Genomic DNA, 18231 nt, shown 5'->3' with positions numbered 1-18231 from the left:
TTCTTAGATCATCCCCCTGCATTATCCAATAACCTTTGCAGGGAATCCGCAAACTTCCGGTTAATGGGTGTGTTAAAAATTGTATCATGCTCTCCATCTATCTGGTGAATATGCACAGCTTTCGCATATGGTTTCCAGCCCAGGAACTTAAAATCATTCAGATAAGTAGCTACCTTTCTTGCCCTGAACAAGTGAATATCCCCATGGTAAGGCTTTAATTTATACTTTGGAATAGCAGCACGATGAACTTCACCTACTTTAGTGATAAAGTCAAAGTCTTCATCCAAAACACCCCTTACCTCTTCGCCCTTCATCTTTTTAAAAGACTGAGCAATCGTAAAAAGCTTATGTTCTATGGTGCGTCTGGGCTCTGCCAGCAGCAAACTAAAAGTATAGAAAAACTTGGCTATTCTTGAAGTGACTCTATGTATGGATTTATACAATCCAGGTTCAAGCTGGTTATTTTTTATAATATAAGTGTCGAACATAGCCAAAACCCTGACTTCTTTTCCCATTGCTTCCAGTTGCCTGGTCATTTCAAAAGCAATTAATCCACCAAGAGAATAACCAGACAATGCGTATGGTCCGTCAGGATTACTTTTAAGAATTTCCGTAATGTATTGTGTTGCCATTTCCTCAATAGTTTCTGCGGGATTTTCAGTTCCGTCAATTCCCCGCGCTTGCAAGCCAAAAACGGGCTGGTCCTCACCTAGCTGTTGAGCAAAATCAAAGAATTTGAAAACCGTTGAGCCAATGCCATGGATAATATAAAGTGGCATCTTTTTTCCCAAAGGCTGCAAGGGTATTAAAGATTCCGGGGAAGCATGAGGCAGTTCGGCCTCCAGACATTCGGCAAGTTCCACTATTGTGGGATTTTTAAATAAAGTGCCCAGTGGCAATTGCTTACCTATTTTATTTTTTATGCGAACCATTACCTTAACTGCGGTTAAAGAATGTCCTCCGAGATCAAAAAAATTATCATGAATCCCGATAGCATGAACGCCTAAATGTTGTTTCCATATCTCGGCCAGAATTTGCTGGATCTCAGTTTGTGGCTGATCACCTTCGATGGCCAGACTTGCTCTTATTTCTGGAACGGGTAATGCTTTCCTGTCTACTTTTCCATTATTGGTAAGCGGCATTTTTTCCAGCAAGACAAAGTCACCAGGTACCATATAAGTCGGCACAGATGCCTTAAGCGCTTCCTTCCATATCGGAATCTGTTTCAAAAAATCCTCATTTGAAAGTCTGTTTTCAGGAACAATATAAGCGGCTAGTCTTTTATCACCGTTAGGTCCATCCCATGGCGCTACAACAGTTTCTTTGACGCCTGATTGTTGAATAAGTGCATATTCAATTTCACCAAGTTCAATCCGGTACCCTCTTATTTTTACCTGATGATCAATCCTGCCGAAACACTGTATTTCTCCATTAGGTAAAATCCTGCCTAAATCTCCCGTTTTATAAATTCTATAAAGCGGATCATCAGGAAGAACATGGGTAATAAATTTTTCAGCACTAAGTTCAGGCTTGTTAAAATATCCCCTGGCTAAGCCCTCCCCACCGATGCTGATCTCACCTGTTTCCCCTTCGGACAAAATATGATTTTGTTCATCCAGGATGTAAACTGACGTATTTTGTATAGGATACCCTATGGTTATGACTTCATCTGTAGCTAGTATTTGTTTGCCTGATGAATATATTGTAGTTTCTGTAGGGCCATACATGTTGTAGAGTCCCTTACATCTGCTCAGCAGTTTTTCAGCTAAATCTTTTGGTAGTTGTTCACCACAGCACAACACTTTAAGATCGAATTTCTCATTCCATTCTGCAGCCAGCATCATTTTATAAGTAGAGGGGGTTGCCTGAATAATTGAAATGTGATTGCGTTTTATTTCCTCGAGTATAGCTGCACCATCTTTGGTAACCTCTGTATCTGTGATGACCAGGTGTGCACCAACTGTAAATGGAAGGAATAACTCCAGGACAGATATATCAAAGGAAATGGTAGTAAGTGCCAGTAAAGTATCGTCTGAATCAATTCCCGGAAATTTCTGCATGCTGGTCAGGAGATTAAACAAATTCCTGTGTTCTATCATGACACCCTTTGGCATTCCGGTAGAACCGGAGGTATAAAGTATGTATGCGAGATCGGTCTCCGAAATTGCCACGCCGGGGTCGTCTGTAGGATATTGTTCAGACTGCTGCCAAAGGTCTTCCAGAATCAGCTCTGTCGCCTGAGATTGAATTCTTCCCTCGTATTTTTTATTAGTAATTGAAAATCTTGCCGCTGAATCATTCAGCATATACTCCAATCTCTTTTCAGGATAATCCGGATCAAGAGGCACGTACGCTGCTCCGGATTTTAAAATTGCAATCAGCAGGATTACCATTTCAGCAGAGCGATCCACTGCAACAGCGATTACACCTTCCTTAACAGCTCCATTGTCAATCAGAAAGGCAGCCAGCTGGTTGGCTCTTCCATTCAATTCACTATAAGTTAAGCGATTCCCCTTGTAACTGAGTGCCCTCTTATGCGGACTAAGTTTAGCTTGTTTTTCAATTAAATAAATCGTTTGGAAACTCATGTTTTTAGAATGTTGGGCATTTAATTGTGTTCAGGGACACTGGATTTTTTCATTTCAGACCATTCCCTAAACAAACTGATATTTGCAGGATTTTTTAACAAAGCTGCAAATATTCTTTTCACAGCATATCCCCAATTTTTAGTAAACAAGGCAAGTACGGCCCGCTCTTTTATCACATCATCAGCTATTTTAGATTCCAATCTGATAGTGAGTTTGACAATATTAGTTTTAGTTTCAGCAGGCAAATCATTAATTACTTTCTCCAGAACACCATCCATCAGCCTCTTTTGCCGTTTGCCCCAATAGTGGTAAACATATTCGTCGGATGGTAAAACTTTTGTTTTATCCTGCAGCAGTAATGAAAATGCCAGCTGTTCGCTTATAAACCATGAAGAATTTTTGAAGAAATCGTCAGTCATCACAAAAACATCGTCGATATAAACTGACAGATCTGAAGTAAGGCCCAGTACTCCTGAATTCCAGCAAAAATCATTTCTGTTGAAGGAACGGTCTTCTCCCCCAATCTTAACTGGCTGGCTTTCCAGGAAATCTATAAACGCCTTTGGTTCCTTACTTTGATTAAACGATGAAAATAAGGCTAAACCTTCCTGAAAAGTATATTCCTTTAGATGCATATAACTCATATCAGGTTTTAATGCCGCTATCCATGGTTGTGGATTTTTAGTAAAAAAGGTATCCGAATCAACGAATATCAGATCTTCTCCGGGATGTTGTTTTAATGTCAGGTCGATAACCGCAACTTTGCGCCGGTGTATATAAGTACTTCCTGCAAGCATATCCTGGAGGATCTCTGGTGTTAATGTCACATAAGATACCTCTATTTTGTTAAAGAAAGGCTCAAAGTAATCCTTATTGTCTGTATAGATAATGATCCTTATTTTTTCTGTATTTCCGGTGTAATGGGCCCAAAAACTCAGCACGCAGAATATAGTTCTATTATATTCTGTCTTGTTTCCGTAAGATAGCAGAATCAGATTTTTTGAATTCATATTACTTTTAGCGCTTGTGTATCGAGATAATCTACAATATCCTGATCAATTTCCATATCAAATTTTCTTCCAAAGAAGCAATTGGTATCCCTTAAGTTTTTAGCGTCAGCCATAGTTAAAATCCTGGGACTAGCTTTCCCTTCTGACCAATCTATGTATCTCAGGTTATCATTGACAATTTTTGACCGTAAATGAGAATTAAATAAAACACTCTGGATCAGTAGTTCGTCTGCACCCCAAGTGTAGTTAAACCTCCTAATGAAAGATGGATTTTCATCAAAGAATTTCACAACATACAGCGCTGATTCCCAATCTATAGTAAACCACGTAGAGTGCCCTATGATGGTGAAATCTTTTGGGATTTTACGGGCAGGTATTAATGTATTGATAATGCGTTCCAGCAAATACCTTCCTTTGAATTTAAAATCTGTGAAGTGATATTTTGAAATCCTTTGTATTGCCTCTTTTACCCATGCATGTCCGGGTAAATGAAATTCCATAAAAATCTTTCCGGCATTCTTTTCCAAAAAAGCCTTAAAGGCAGACACTGGTTTTAATGGATAATCCTGTCCGCTGATTAAATTAATATAATCGTAAACCTCACCGGAGTTTAAAACACATCTTATTGAAGATACAATGGCCATTACCTGACTAAAACCTCCCCAACTTACGTCAAACCTAGGTGTTATCATTTCCAATCCCTGTTCATTTGGCAAATCATATTCATCAGCATTACATTTGGCATCAAGATGGACGAATGATTTAACTGACTCGTCTTGCAAACTGTCGATTAACCGCCTTAACTGAAGTGGCTTGCTATGTGCAAGTATGATATGCGCAAGTTTCATCCCTTTACGACCTTTAGATATAAGTATTTCAATTCGTAAAAACCAGTCTTCAATATACCTGAAACATTGAATGACAGAAACTCCCTTAATGAAAAATAACTGTAGCAGACTCCGACAGAGAACGACAACACGCTACTGAACACTACGCCATATAAATTACCAAATAGTTTGATACCGATGTAGTTTGCAACAACGTTGATAACCAGCATGATAATGACTTTTATAAAGTTTCTTTTTGGCTGATGTATGATATCTAATGTAACGCCGGTAAATCTATCTATAGGATAAACAATGGAAAGCAGCATAAATATCCTGAATACATTTGCTGCATCAGTCCCCACATACTTCCCTCCCCCCAGAATTGCTACTGCAACATCAGCAAGTGAGATCCCTATTATAGCTACAGGTATTAGAGCTAAAGTAAGCATGCCTGAGTATTTTTTCATAATTGAAACCACGTCATCATTCCTTTTCTGGTTAAAGGCAGTAGACAGTTCAGGCATCCCGGTCACGAGAAAACTCCTTAGCGGAATCTCAACAGCCTCCATTAATCTCTGAGCGACATTATAAACCGGTAATAATGCAGGCCCCAGCAAAAAGTTGATCATAAAAATATCTGAACTCCGCAAGAGATTGGTACTTATAGAAGTGCCCACGCTGAATTTACCAAAGTGATAAACCTCCCTTATGGTCTCTTTGGTACGTCGTGCAAAAAACCTGATTCCCGACCAGCCGAAGATTAAACATACAGAACTGGAAATGATGTAAGCCAGCGCATCAGCATAGAGCAGATTTGTGATGTTCATGTTGCTGGTTAGGATAAGTATAATGATCAATATCAAAAAAGAACCTTGGGTAAGCAACCCCAGGTACAACAGCTTATCAAATTTCTGATCAGATTGTAGCCTCCATGTAGAAATTGTTGATGGAAGGGTAAGGATAAAGATAAATGCAAACCATTCTATCAGGATTTTTATACTGGTATCTTCAATGAATGGGAGTAAAAATAGTGCAGGAATTGTGAGAATCAACCAAAATGCGGTAATTATGAAAGCCAAAAACCATACAGAGCCCATTACTTCTGCTGCTCTTTGCTTTTCCGCACCAGAATAAAATTTAATAAGCGCTGTTTGAAGAAAACCTGTCCTGAGTGTATCTAACAGCATAAAAGCCGTTTGAAAAAAGATCCAGTATCCCATTTGCTCTGCATGCATGGACCGCAACAAAAGCATGAATGTGAGCATGCCACACGCAGACATCACTACGCTCGTAGTAAGCGATAGAAAATGTTTGTTTTTAAGTTTTTGTCCTAGATTCTTTAGCATTTGGTAAAATGGATATTTCTTATCAGCAAGAAATATAGTTATAGATCTGATTATTTACTTAAGAATATTAAACTTTATAGCCAATTCTTTTAACAAACCTCTTTCCGATTTCGATAAAGGTCTGTTCAACAAAAACATAGCTTAAGTATGCAAAAAATAATGAAAACACAACAGTACAAGAAATTACAACGGATATAGACTCTATTCCGGCCATTCCCAATGATGTTTTAACTACAAAGTATACAATTGGGTGCAATAAGTATAGCGAGTAACTGATATTACCCAGAAATTGCATGCAAGTTTTCAGAACAGGTGCAAATCCGCTAAAATCAGTTTTATAGAAGAACAGGCACAACAATACTACATATGCAGAAAGGACCATCCTGGCTACTCCCGTAACGAGCATAACCGGCTCTCCCTGAACATGGTAATAAGCAAATAAAAAGAAAAAAAGACCAAAGAAAAGCAGATAGACAAGCTTACGCTGAGGTATGTATTTTCCGAGTATTCCAAGTGCTATTCCAGTGATAAAATAGAAAAACTGCCCGAGGGGATTTACATAGGCAGACCACTGGAAGCCCAATGGAACTGCGGGGTCTAAAACGTAAAATGTAAAATAAATTAAAAAGCCCAGGGCTGCCGCCAAAAACAGGAAAATAAAAGGCCTTTTAAACCGAATCAGGAATATCATAAAGGGGAAAAAGAGATAAAAAAAGATTTCATTGCCTATCGACCATGCACCACTTGCAATAAAGCCTTCCGGTTTTATTGCACCAGGCAGTACGGTAATATTTAGAATGATCTTTTTCAAAGACATAATCTCCGGATTGTATTGAAGCAATACTGTAAGCAGTGTGACCAGCCATAGTAAGGGAACCAACCTAAAAAACCTTTTGATGTAAAACTCCAGGAGATCTTTCTTTTTGAGGTGTAGCCTGTCTTTATACACTACATACAACGTGATTCCACTAAGAATATAGAAAATCGATACTCCATAGATTTTAAACTTACCAAGGATACTGGATGAATCTACTTCACCAAAATTAAAAAGATACATATGATAAGCTAGGATGCTCAATGCAGCAAGACCACGCAGATAATCAATAGAATCTATTCGGGATACAACATTTTTAGAAAGAGTTTCAGTCATTTTATTTTAAGCTATCATCAATTGCACTATAAATTAACTCTACACTAGCTTCCCAGGTGTGTCCTGAAGCAAAAGCTTTCCTTTCGCTGACAAGTGATTCATTGTTGGAATTAATTGCCTTGTCGATCAATTCCAGGTACTGGTGTTTATTCTCTGCAAGGTAAACATAGTCTGCAAAGACCTGCATACTTTCAGTTTTGGTAGCCACAGTTGGTTTTCCAACAGCAAGATATTCGTCGATTTTCCTTGGATAATTTCCTATTGTTACCTCGTTAACCAGCTGAGGATTAATGCAGACATCAAAAGCATTTATATAGCCTGGAAGTTCATCAGGCTTTTTTGATCCCAGGAAATGAACATTAGTCAATTGATGCAGATCACTGCTTTTAAACTCATCATCTTCGGGACCGACAAGAACAATTTGATAGCCTGGCCTTTCCTTTGCCATAAATCTGATCACTTCCAAATCAAGTCTCAGTGACTGGAGCGCACCGACATATCCAATCCTTGGCCCTTGAATCGCCTCAACATCATGTGGGATAGGTAAATCATTTGCATGGAGAAACAATTCCACCTCACATCCCTGTCCTACATAGTACGAGTTCGGGTTAAACTTCCTGCACAAACCAACTAGGTAATTGGAGTTGGCTACACAAATATCACTTTTAGCCATAAGCTCAGGCTCCAGACGCTTGCCATGATGCTTCCAATAATCCACACCGAGCAAATAGTCTCTGGAGTAGTAAACGCTCACTGAAGGTTTCAGATAATCTTTTAAATAAAAACTTCTGAAGATGTCATTGTCATTGAATAGGATCACATCCTTGAATTCAAGCTTGCGCATGGCCCTTTCAATAGCTGCTGAAATCTTTCTGTTGTTCCTTTTATTCAGGATGTCAAATAGCAGGTCGATTTTAATCCAGTTGATGGACTCTATGATTACATCAGGATAATATACCCAAAGATTCTCCTGTATCTCTTCCAGATTGCTTTGGTTTCCTTTTAAAATTTCTAATCTCTTCCGGACGTTTTTATCTTCTTTATTGCGCAAAGTTGTAATCCTGTCTAACGGAGAATTTACGTACAATACCCTATTGTGCTTACTGAATTCTACAGCAATATTCTTACAGTTGCTGCCTATTTCAGTATCCCAGGGCTGCAATCCTACAATAACAATATCCCTTCCGCTAATGAATTCCATTTGAGTTCTCTGCTAATAATTTTGACTTTTCCTTTTGCTTATCCAGAATCAGTGTGATGTTTATGAGCGCAACAATGAGGTAAAAATAAACACTTACCGGAAACTGGACCAGGGCCTCCTGAGGGTAGTTTCCTATACCCAGAGCAAACACTATTAATACCATAGCCAAACAATAGTTCTTGAGCTCAGGATCCTTTATCGTAAAGTAATTTCTAATACCTGTTCTCAATATGATAAAGATGAGTGTACAAAAAATAAATAATCCGACATAGCCCAATTCTACTGCAACCCTCACATAACCACTATCAGGTGGGAAATGAGCCAGGTATGAATTTGGAGCAAACCTTACACCCCATGTACCGGTTGCACCGAGTCCGCCGCCAAACGGATGCTGCTGAATAAATGGCTGAATTCTTTTCTGGTTAATTTTCCTCACGTTAAATGACGCATCATCTGACGGTCGGAATGCAGACTGAAACCTTAAAATATTCTGATTAGAACTAGGCATAAATATCAGAAAAACAAGAAAAACAAGTCCGAGCAACGAAAACCCAAGCACTTTGTAATTGAACTTTAATATAGCCAGCATAAATACAGCTGCCGGAAACAGCGGGTTGGCACCACGTGTACCTGAATAGAGCATATTCAATAAAAAGAACCCTACCAGAAAAATCAAAATGGCTTTTTTATAGGTTTTTTTGACACTAAGCACCAGAACGAGACAAAGAATGGCACTTACAACCATATTGTAAGAAAAAGCTACAGGATCGGAAAATATCGAGAACTTGCGCCAGTGACCGCCTATGAATAAAAGTTCACGCATCAGCGGGCTATCAAGACTTCGTTCTTCAAAAGCAAAAAAACCAAAATACTCCTGTTTGAATGCATATAAGGCTGCAAAGAGTGACAGTCCTATCCATACCTTGAATATCAGCCTGATGAATGCTACAGACTTGATCTGAACCATAAATATGAAATAGGTAAGCATTACTATGGCTACAGATCTGATGGTATATAACCAGGCCAGCTTAGATTCTGCTACCGGATTAAATGCCTGCAAAATATTATATCCTATCCAGATCAGGATCATAAAAGTGATAGGATTTTTTAGAATTGCCCAGTCGCGATGGATTTTCTGGTGGATAAAGAATCCAATAATTAACAGCAATTCCAAGCCATCCATGAGCGTACCGAGGGGAAAGTCGAAATTAAACCTCATGACCCACATGATCAGGTATGCGGAGACCAGGAGCACAAGCACGCCAAATTTTGGATACACGACGATTGCTATTGAGAAAGGGATGCCTATGACAACGATAATGGCCATAAGGATAAAATTCATCCCGAGGTACCAGGTTCCTAATAAACAGAATACTGATACTAAAGATAATGCTATCAGGAGCCTTACCGGTGTAATTTTATCTATCAAAGACAGTTTTGAACTTGCTTCCATCAAACCACTCCTGTTATAAAAAAACTAATTTTATAAAAAAATAGTAAACGGAGATCCCAGCCACTATAATAGCCGCAGTATAGCTTAGTCTATCAAATAGTCTTTTGCTCCGTGCAATATCTTCTTCATTTTGTCTGTAAGGATCTGTTCTCATAATAAAATCACTAATTATCATTTACAGGACCGTGATAGTGAGTAGTCGCTATTGAAGTTTTATTTGCGTTTCTGCTTTTAAGCAGGGAAATCAATTGAAAATAAATGAACTTCGGAATATTTATTAAAGACTTATATATTCTGGAATCAGCATTTGAATGCAACAGAGCGATATAAAAGCCGAGTGCAAAAAGGAAAAATGCGCCAGCCCATATCAAAACTCCGGTTAAGGAAATAAAAATATTGATCAATAAGAAAAGTCCGGAGGCTAAAATAAACATAAACAAGGGTGGCCTCAGTAAAACTATCCCAAATAAAATCTGATTGATGCTCATACGCTGAAGTCCTGTGCCCAGGATCGTAAAACCGTATTTAAAATACTTAAACCAGGTATTGATCCACCTCGCCCTTTGTTTTACCAGCTGATCAGATCTTGATGTCTTCTCGTCATAAACTACAGCATCTTCAGTAAAGGCAATACGATAATTACGTTTAAGTATTTCGGCCTGAAGCACTTTGTCAAACCCTGCACCGGTTATATCCAGATGTTCAAGGCATTCTTTATATAAAGCTGTAGTAAATGCCATCCCGGAACCCGACAGCGTAGCCGACGACTGCAGTTCAAAAAGAACCTTACCATCATAAAAATGATAATAAATATCCCTGGCAGCGTCGAGACAAGAAAATGTAGAATCAAGATTTTTAGCTTTTCTGACGCCCTGTACAGCCTTAAAGCCCTTGTTAAACAAATGATTCAATTCATTTAAGTATTCTGGTTCAACAAGGTTATCACTATCGATTATAGTCAGTCTTTCATGAGGGCGATGAAAATGATTGATGGCATAGAAATGAGATCTTGTATTACTTGCCAATGTTTCAGGAGGTCTCAGTAAAACTACCCTTTCATCATTAAAATCAAGGCCGCTAACATCACAATTATCGGCCACCACATAAATCAGATAATTTGAATAATTAAGTTTCAGTATAGAAGAGACAACATAAGGAAGCATATCTGTCTGCTGATACGCAGTGACAATAATGGCATAATCTGCCTGTTCTGTAAGCGGTACTTCAGGTTGTCTTTTTTGAAAAATCAACCTTATTTTCCAAAGAACATACAAAAAAAAAGGAAAGACAAGATTAAAGCCTATCAAAAGCTGCAACGCAATCCATAAATAATTGTATAATATCATATTGTTTTTTTGGAAACGACCTTGTTCATAATCCACCCCATAAATATTCCCGTTTGTTTCAGGTAGTTGATCTGTTCTTTTTCTGTTTCGCCTATTTGATAGCCTGATTCAAATACCGAAACAATACCATCTGCAAAAAGCATCCATTCTTTAGCCTGGTTGATAGACCCTAAAGCTGGTGTTTCAATAATAACAACATCAAAAAGCTGCTTAAGCTCATTTAGCTTAGCAATAACAGTCGCTTTATCTGCCAACTCAAGAATGGAGGAATTACCACCTTTGTTCTTTAAAACTTTTAAAGAAGCCTCATCGGGTGACAACTGCAAAGAACCAGAACCACTTATAATGTCTTCTAAAAAGGCAGATCCATTGGTATTTGTATTAGAATGATTAAAATTTCCATCAATCACCAGTACTTTTTTATTCATCATCACCCAGGCAAAAGCCACGCTCATGGTGATAAAAGACTTTCCTTCTCCGGCACGCAGACTGTTTACCAGCAATACCTTACCTTTTAATTCCTTCTCTATCTCATATCTCAATGATCGCAGTTCATTTTTCAGTTCCTGTAAAGGAGTCGGGAGATTATTTTTTTGCCAGATTTCCTTAATATCCAGCGAAGGCATATTTAAGTAATTGACATTTCCAAACACAGGAATTCCTGTTTGGTCGGCAAGTTCTTTGGCAGAAACCACACTTGTATCGAAGAAATAAATGATAAATATGACCAGCAGACAAAATACAAAACTGATGATCCCGCTAAGTATAACCAGCAGCATCTTTTTTGAGGGTTGCGCCATACCGGGGGTTCCGGGCTGCACAACATCCATTTTTGCTGAGAATGAAGATTCCAGGCTGCTTTGGTTATATCTGTTCAATATATCCATGTATTCTTTACTGGCAATATCGACGTTTAACTCCAAAGTCTGCACATCAGCTTCACTAGGCACCAGCTTATCAAACTGACCATTCAATGAATTGATTTTATTCTCCAGGGAATTGATGCTGTATCTGGAAAGATCCATCTGGATCTCCAGGTTTAGTTTTTGAGTGATCAATTCCTGTTTGGTATTCAGTGGATTTGTAATGTACTGATCAGAAGATCTGTCTATTTCGCTATTCAATTTATTCCTTAATGAATCATATGCGTGTTTATATTTTTCATCAAGATCATTACTGATATACAGGTTATATACAGAATTCAGTTCATCTCTTGTATTTACGATTGACTGGTTCACTTTAGAGAGTGTCGACTCAATGTATTTTCTCTCCTTCGGATCAAACTTCCTGTCAATTTCACTTAAAGCTCCTGCATACGAGGCTGTCTTTTCTATTGCTTCCTGTTTCTTGGCATCATATTCCAAAATCCTTTCGTACAATTGCTTGGACTGTTCTGTAAGATTCAGAACCCTGTTTTTAATCTTATAGTTCCTCAACGCAGCCATTTTATCAGCAAGGGTATCACTTTTCTCTTTCAGCAAATCGCGCAAAAAGTTATGTGCTTTAACCTGATTGTTTCTTAAAACAGAAGTATAATTTTTTATAAACTCGGATGACAAACTATTTACGACAAAGGCAGACAGCTCAGGACTTTCCGATTCGAACTGTACCATGATAAAATCACTATCCCCGGAACGGTATATCAGTAGTTTTTCCTTAATAGATTCAGCGTCATACCTCATAGATTTTAATACAAGGAATAAACCGTTCTGGTCAGGATTTGAAAGATTCAGACTCTCAGCGTTTGCATACTTTTCCATGTATACTTTTAAAGCATGTTCTTTAGCAGCTTTATTGAGGCTAGCAAATAGTTTACTTCTTGGTTTAAAAGGATCCGTTGTTGTAAGGTCATGAATGATGAGCTGGTAAGATACCTGATCCACTACCCTCTTTAATTTCATCATCTCGATCAGGTTACTAAACTGCTGTCTCACCTGATCTCCCTGCACAGCCTCAATAAGCGCAGATTGTTGTTGGGTTTCATCTACAATTCCGGAGGTAATCTGTGCCTGTGAGACATAAGAAGTAGGCAGATTACGGACGAGAAAAAAAGTAATGATGATTACAATAACTGGTACAACAATTACCGTAAATCTGTACTTTCTTAAAAAGCTTAAATATTTATTGACTTCATTCATTATTTTATATTCTCTAACCTTATCACTGTTAATTCTTCTAAAGAAGCTTTAGCACTCAAATAACTTGCCTCAACTTGTAACTTAGTCTGGATTGCCTGATTCAATGCTGTTGATGCACTATTAAATTCAAGAAAAGTCGCCTCCCCTTTTTGATATTTCGTCTTAATAGACTTAAAACTACTTTCAGCATCATTATACGCATTAGTTACAGGGAGCAACGATTTCTGGTATTGAACATAGAGGAAGTATCTTGACTTAACAAGCGATTCCAGCTGAAGAAAATACTCTGCCTGATTGGATTCTGCTAATTTAACCTGCTCCTTCGCTTTTCTAACCGCACTGGGCTTAGCAAGGAACTGGCCAGGATTAAAAGTAATACCAACCTGATAACCTGTTAAAAAATCGGACGTTCTTACATTTGGTAATACTGTGTTTGCAGAATTGTCAGATCTGGTGACGTATTGAAAAGAGAATGGGTCAAGCCATGATATTTTAGCTGCAGTCACATCACTTTTTGCAATATTAATCTGACTGTCAAAATTTCTTACTCGGGGATAATTAGCCTTCGCAGCCGCAATGAGCTTTTCTAAATAAAGATTTGAAACTTCACTCAAGACACTCTCCTGGGCAGTTGCAGATGTTAATTGAGTAATACTCAGTAAAAATATCAAGAAACTTAATAGAGAAGACTTGTTATTATTCATAAATAAATATAGTAAAATTCAAATATATAGTTCTTGTACAAAATATGCTAATATTGTACCACATTATCAATATACGTCGGAAGTCATGAAATCAGTTCTTCAATTTGCCAAAAACAACCCTAAAATAAAGAAAATAATTCATTGGCTGCTGATTCCAACTAATGAAGCGAGGCCGAGATTATGGGTTTCCTGGTTTGTTAATCCGTTTTTTCATAAGCGAAAAAAAGGAAGTAAAATCAGGTGGAGTACCAGAATGGATGTGCTGCCATTCAATGAATTTATGCTGGGCAGAAACGCTGTGATAGAAGACTTTACCACGATCAACAACGGAGTAGGCGCTGTGACCATCGGCGACAATACATTGATAGGAATGGGAAATGTTGTCATCGGTCCTGTTTCAATAGGAGATGATGTTATTATCGCGCAAAACGTGGTAATGAGCGGATTAAACCATGAGTATCAAAACATTAACCTTCCAATACTGAAGCAACCGGTATCTACTGCCTTAATTACTATTGAAAATGAATGCTGGATAGGTGCAAATGCCGTAATTACAGCCGGAATCACCATTGGAAAACACTCGGTTGTAGCCGCAGGGTCGATTGTCACTAAAAGTATTCCTCCATATTCCGTCGTAGCTGGCAATCCTGCCAGAATAATTAAACTTTACAATCCTGAATCCGGGAATTGGGAAAAGCCGTAATTAATTGTGGAGTATTTTTCCAAAAATGGGATTTTTCTCTACGATAAAGTTCTTACGATAAAGAATATATAATAACTTAATCCATAAAATACTGGTTTATAGTATTTAAATTTGTCATTAATTAAACTTTAGCTTAATAGCTCTTTATGGCTTTATATTTGACCTATTTAACCAGGAAGAATTATAATTTATAGATACATGACAAAACCATTACAAATACTATTGTATTTCTTAACACTATTACTTTTTACGGTCGAAAGCTACGCCCAGTTTCCCTATAATGAAAGTTTCCGTAACTCAACAGCAAGTGGTATTAGTTTTGGTGGTACGCCTTCTGCATTTCTGACCGCTTCAGGAAGTTCATCTGCCGGAGGTACACCAATAGACCCAAATGGATCTGGTTTCCTGCGCCTCACCAATGCTTCCCAGGATCAAAAAGGCTATGCATACAGTGCATCAAACTTTCCATCAAGCAATGGTTTAAAGGTTGAATTTGAGTATTATATATATGGAGGAACAGGAGCTGACGGTATCAGTTTTTTCCTTTTTGATGCTACTGCCAGCCCGTTCAACATTGGCGGATTTGGTGGCTCGCTAGGTTATGCCCAGATCACCACCACTACTCCAATATCTCCGGGAGTAAGTAAAGGATATCTTGCTATCGGATTAGATGAGTTTGGAAATTTTTCTAACCCAAACGAAGGTAGACAAGGTGGTACTACTCAAGTTCCGGGATCTATTACCCTAAGAGGCAGAGGTGATGGCAATAGCCTGACACCGGATAATTATAGGTTTTTAATTTCTCAACAAACCGATCTTAAAGGAGTTTCCCTGGTTGGGGATGGGACTAAGCGGGAAACTGACCCTACACAGTCAGGGTATCGTAAAGTAGCTATGGAGCTGATCCCAAATCCTGCAGGCGGATATAATATTAACGTAAGAATAACCAAAGGAGGAACTCCGCAGGTATCTTATGTAATCATAGACAATTACTACTATCCCGATGTAGCTCCAGCAAACTTAAGGTATGGTTTTGCTTCTTCTACGGGCGACCAAACCAACTTCCATGAGATTCGAAATGTTGCTATCGATCTTTATAATCCCCTGCCACTTGCAAACCCCGACATTCAGAACATCTGTCTGGGTAATACTGCAAGTATTGATGTTACAGCCAACGATAATACTTCGGGTCTAAACACAACCATCAATAAAGCTTCTGTAGACCTGGACCCGTCAACTGCGGGAATCCAGAATACTTTGACGCTTGCAGGAAAAGGCACTTTTTCAGTAAATACATCGGGAATCGTACAATTTGTTCCAGAACCAGGGTTTATAGGAACAGCAACAACCCCTTATACCTTCAGAGATACTGACGGCGCTATTTCTTCTACAGGCTCTATTACGTTAAACTATTCCGCACCTCCCACGGGGACAAGTGCTGGAAGTGATCAACTGGTTACGATTACCACGCCAACAGGAAATTATATGCTTCAGGGAAGCAATCCGGGAGCTAATTCAGGTTTGTGGACGCAAATATCAGGACCTAATACCGCTCAATTTGCCAGCACTTTGTTTTACAATTCCATTGTAAGCAATTTAACCGGAGGAATATATACCTTCAGGTGGACAGTAACTTCTCCAGGTGGCTGCCCGGTTTTTGACGATGTACAAATTACAGTTAATCATCCCCCGGTAGCTAATAACGACATTATCAATACTCCTTTAAACACTCCGGTTTCAATTGCCATTATCGACAATGACACCGATGCGGAAACAAACGCGACGATAAACAAAGGGAGTATCTCTGTCAAGTCGGGCCCTACTAATGGTTCTTTATCGATTAACAATTCCACCGGGGCTGTGACCTATACGCCAAACAATGGCTTTTCCGGAAATGATACTTTTACTTACACCATCAAGGATATTTATGGCGCTGAATCAAATATTGCGACAGTAACCTTAGCTGTAAATGTTAAACCAGCAGGGGTAAATGACGTTGCCTCTACCCTAACTAATGTTGCTGTTACCATTCCGGTAATTGACAATGATCCGGGTAAATCAGGTTCTTCTGTAATCAGAAACACAGAACCTGCCAATGGAACTTATGTGATTAACCCAGCCGGAACTGTTACTTACACGCCGAATCCGGGATTTAGTGGTAAAGACACTTTCACTTATAAACTGAGAAATAACGGTGTTGATTCTGACCCTATTCAGGTTACTGTGAACGTAAAACCTGTAGGTACACCAGACAATGGATCAACGTTGACTAATATCCCGGTGACCACTCCTGTCAAGGACAATGACCTCAGCAAAAATGGAACAGTTATACTCATTAATAATAGCCCTTCCAATGGGAGTGTCGCCATAAATGGGGAAAGCATTGTATATACGCCCAATGCTGGATATTCCGGTAAAGACGCTTATAGTTATATTTTAAGAACTGCAGACGGATTAGATTCTGATCCCATCCTGGTGTCTCTAAATGTAAGACCAGTAGGCTCAGCAGACAATGTGGTTACACCGTTTAACCGTCCTGTTACCATCGTTGTAAAAAACAATGACCTGAGCAAGACAGGAACCACTGTTGTTCCGGTAGCCAATCCTTTGCACGGCACCTATACGGTAGATGCAGGCAACAATGTAGTTTATACCCCAGTTACGGGTTACTCAGGTTCGGATACTTTCACTTATCTATTAAGAACTGCGGATGGACTGAGTTCAGATCCGATTACCGTAAACGTAACTATTTCGCCACAGCCTGTCGCGCCAGATGTAACAGTGGGAACACCGTCCGATAAACCGATCCTTATCACCGTACCCGTACCTCCCGGAGGTACAGTGATCATTAAAGAACAACCTGAACATGGTACGATTACAGTTGACCCAATCACCGGAGAAATCAGGTATACTCCAGATCCTAATTACAGCGGACCTGATGATTTTACTTATGTGATCAGAGATGAATTTGGAAATGAATCAACACCCGGCAAAATTACGGTCACGATAAGCTTGCAGGTGAAAATCGGATTGGCTAAGAAAATGACTTCTCTGAAGAAAAATATTGATGGAAGTTTTAACATTACCTACAAGTTCACTCTTGTAAATGCAGGCGATTATGTAGTGGAAAAACTAAGTCTGACAGATGATCTTGGTATTACTTTCAAAGATGCGACAATCACAAAAGTCGGATTGTCTGCTACAGGTACCTTAACTGTTAACCCTAATTACGACGGAAAGTCGGTAAAAGATCTATTATCATCATCTAGCGCTATCCGGCAAAAATCCAAAGAATCAGTAACATTAGAAATTAAAGTGTTTTTAAATCTGACTGAGGGAGTTTTCCTGAATACAGCTATAGTAGAAGGATATTCTGCAAATGATGGAACAACCCGAACTACGGATGTATCCACTGATGCAGAAAACCCTGACCCTCTTGTTGCAGGAGACTTTTCACCCAATGACCCTACCCCTGTAAACCTTGTAAGAAGTGATATCTTTATTCCTGGTGGATTCTCTCCTAATAATGATGGCATTAACGATTTCTTCGTAATTGAGAATACACTAGGTAAACAAATATCGCTGGAAGTATACAACAGATGGGGAAATCGCATCTACAGATCTTCTAAATACGAAAACAACTGGGCAGGAAAAACTACTGAAGGTATCCACATAGGTGACGATGTACCGGCAGGTACATATTACTATATCATCAAGGTTGACAATAAAGACAAACGTGTGGGATACATAACAATTAACAGATAA

General features: G+C 38.8%; 12 protein-coding genes. 2 read left to right on the top strand and 10 right to left on the bottom strand.

What is annotated here, in order from left to right:
- Positions 1-8: 8 nt before the first annotated feature.
- From FA047_RS04340 to FA047_RS04295, 10 genes are all read right to left on the bottom strand, one after another.
- Positions 9-2588 (bottom strand): non-ribosomal peptide synthetase, encoded by a 2580-nt coding sequence (locus tag FA047_RS04340; protein WP_136834740.1) that lies wholly within the window; start codon positions 2586-2588, stop codon positions 9-11.
- Between the two features lie 20 nt (positions 2589-2608).
- Entirely contained in the window at positions 2609-3598 is a 990-nt protein-coding gene (locus tag FA047_RS04335; protein ID WP_136834739.1) for a hypothetical protein, read from the bottom strand.
- Positions 3595-4446 carry a beta-1,6-N-acetylglucosaminyltransferase gene (locus FA047_RS04330; RefSeq protein ID WP_136834738.1) on the bottom strand — a complete coding sequence of 284 codons (852 nt, stop codon included), beginning with the start codon at positions 4444-4446 and terminating at the stop codon, positions 3595-3597. The genes FA047_RS04335 and FA047_RS04330 overlap by 4 nt, the downstream gene beginning before the upstream one ends.
- On the bottom strand, positions 4443-5771 hold the full coding sequence (locus FA047_RS04325) for a lipopolysaccharide biosynthesis protein (protein ID WP_136834737.1): 1329 nt from the start codon (positions 5769-5771) through the stop codon (positions 4443-4445). The genes FA047_RS04330 and FA047_RS04325 overlap by 4 nt, the downstream gene beginning before the upstream one ends.
- A 67-nt stretch (positions 5772-5838) precedes the next feature.
- On the bottom strand, positions 5839-6921 hold the full coding sequence (locus tag FA047_RS04320) for an acyltransferase family protein (protein WP_136834736.1): 1083 nt from the start codon (positions 6919-6921) through the stop codon (positions 5839-5841).
- 1 nt (position 6922) lies between these two features.
- The gene (locus FA047_RS04315; RefSeq protein WP_136834735.1) at positions 6923-8122 is read right to left on the bottom strand and encodes a glycosyltransferase; all 1200 of its coding nucleotides are present in this window, start codon (positions 8120-8122) and stop codon (positions 6923-6925) included.
- Positions 8109-9575, bottom strand: a complete 1467-nt coding sequence (locus FA047_RS04310) for an O-antigen ligase family protein (RefSeq protein ID WP_136834734.1) — start codon at positions 9573-9575, stop codon at positions 8109-8111. The genes FA047_RS04315 and FA047_RS04310 overlap by 14 nt, the downstream gene beginning before the upstream one ends.
- 164 nt (positions 9576-9739) lie before the next feature.
- Entirely contained in the window at positions 9740-10921 is a 1182-nt protein-coding gene (locus FA047_RS04305) for a glycosyltransferase (protein ID WP_136834733.1), read from the bottom strand.
- On the bottom strand, positions 10918-13059 hold the full coding sequence (locus FA047_RS04300) for a GumC family protein (RefSeq protein WP_136834732.1): 2142 nt from the start codon (positions 13057-13059) through the stop codon (positions 10918-10920). Before FA047_RS04300 ends, FA047_RS04305 begins: the two co-directional genes overlap by 4 nt.
- Entirely contained in the window at positions 13059-13763 is a 705-nt protein-coding gene (locus tag FA047_RS04295) for a TolC family protein (protein WP_136834731.1), read from the bottom strand. Before FA047_RS04295 ends, FA047_RS04300 begins: the two co-directional genes overlap by 1 nt.
- An 85-nt stretch (positions 13764-13848) precedes the next feature.
- On the opposite strand from FA047_RS04295, the gene FA047_RS04290 reads away from it, so the two are divergent.
- The gene (locus FA047_RS04290) at positions 13849-14466 is read left to right on the top strand and encodes an acyltransferase (RefSeq protein ID WP_136834730.1); all 618 of its coding nucleotides are present in this window, start codon (positions 13849-13851) and stop codon (positions 14464-14466) included.
- Between the two features lie 198 nt (positions 14467-14664).
- A complete protein-coding gene (locus FA047_RS04285; protein ID WP_136834729.1) occupies positions 14665-18231 on the top strand; it encodes an Ig-like domain-containing protein in 3567 nt (1188 codons plus the stop codon).

This window comes from Pedobacter frigoris (genome assembly GCF_005116445.1).
Lineage (GTDB): Bacteria > Bacteroidota > Bacteroidia > Sphingobacteriales > Sphingobacteriaceae > Pedobacter > Pedobacter frigoris.
This window is presented reverse-complemented; position numbering and strand designations above follow the sequence as displayed.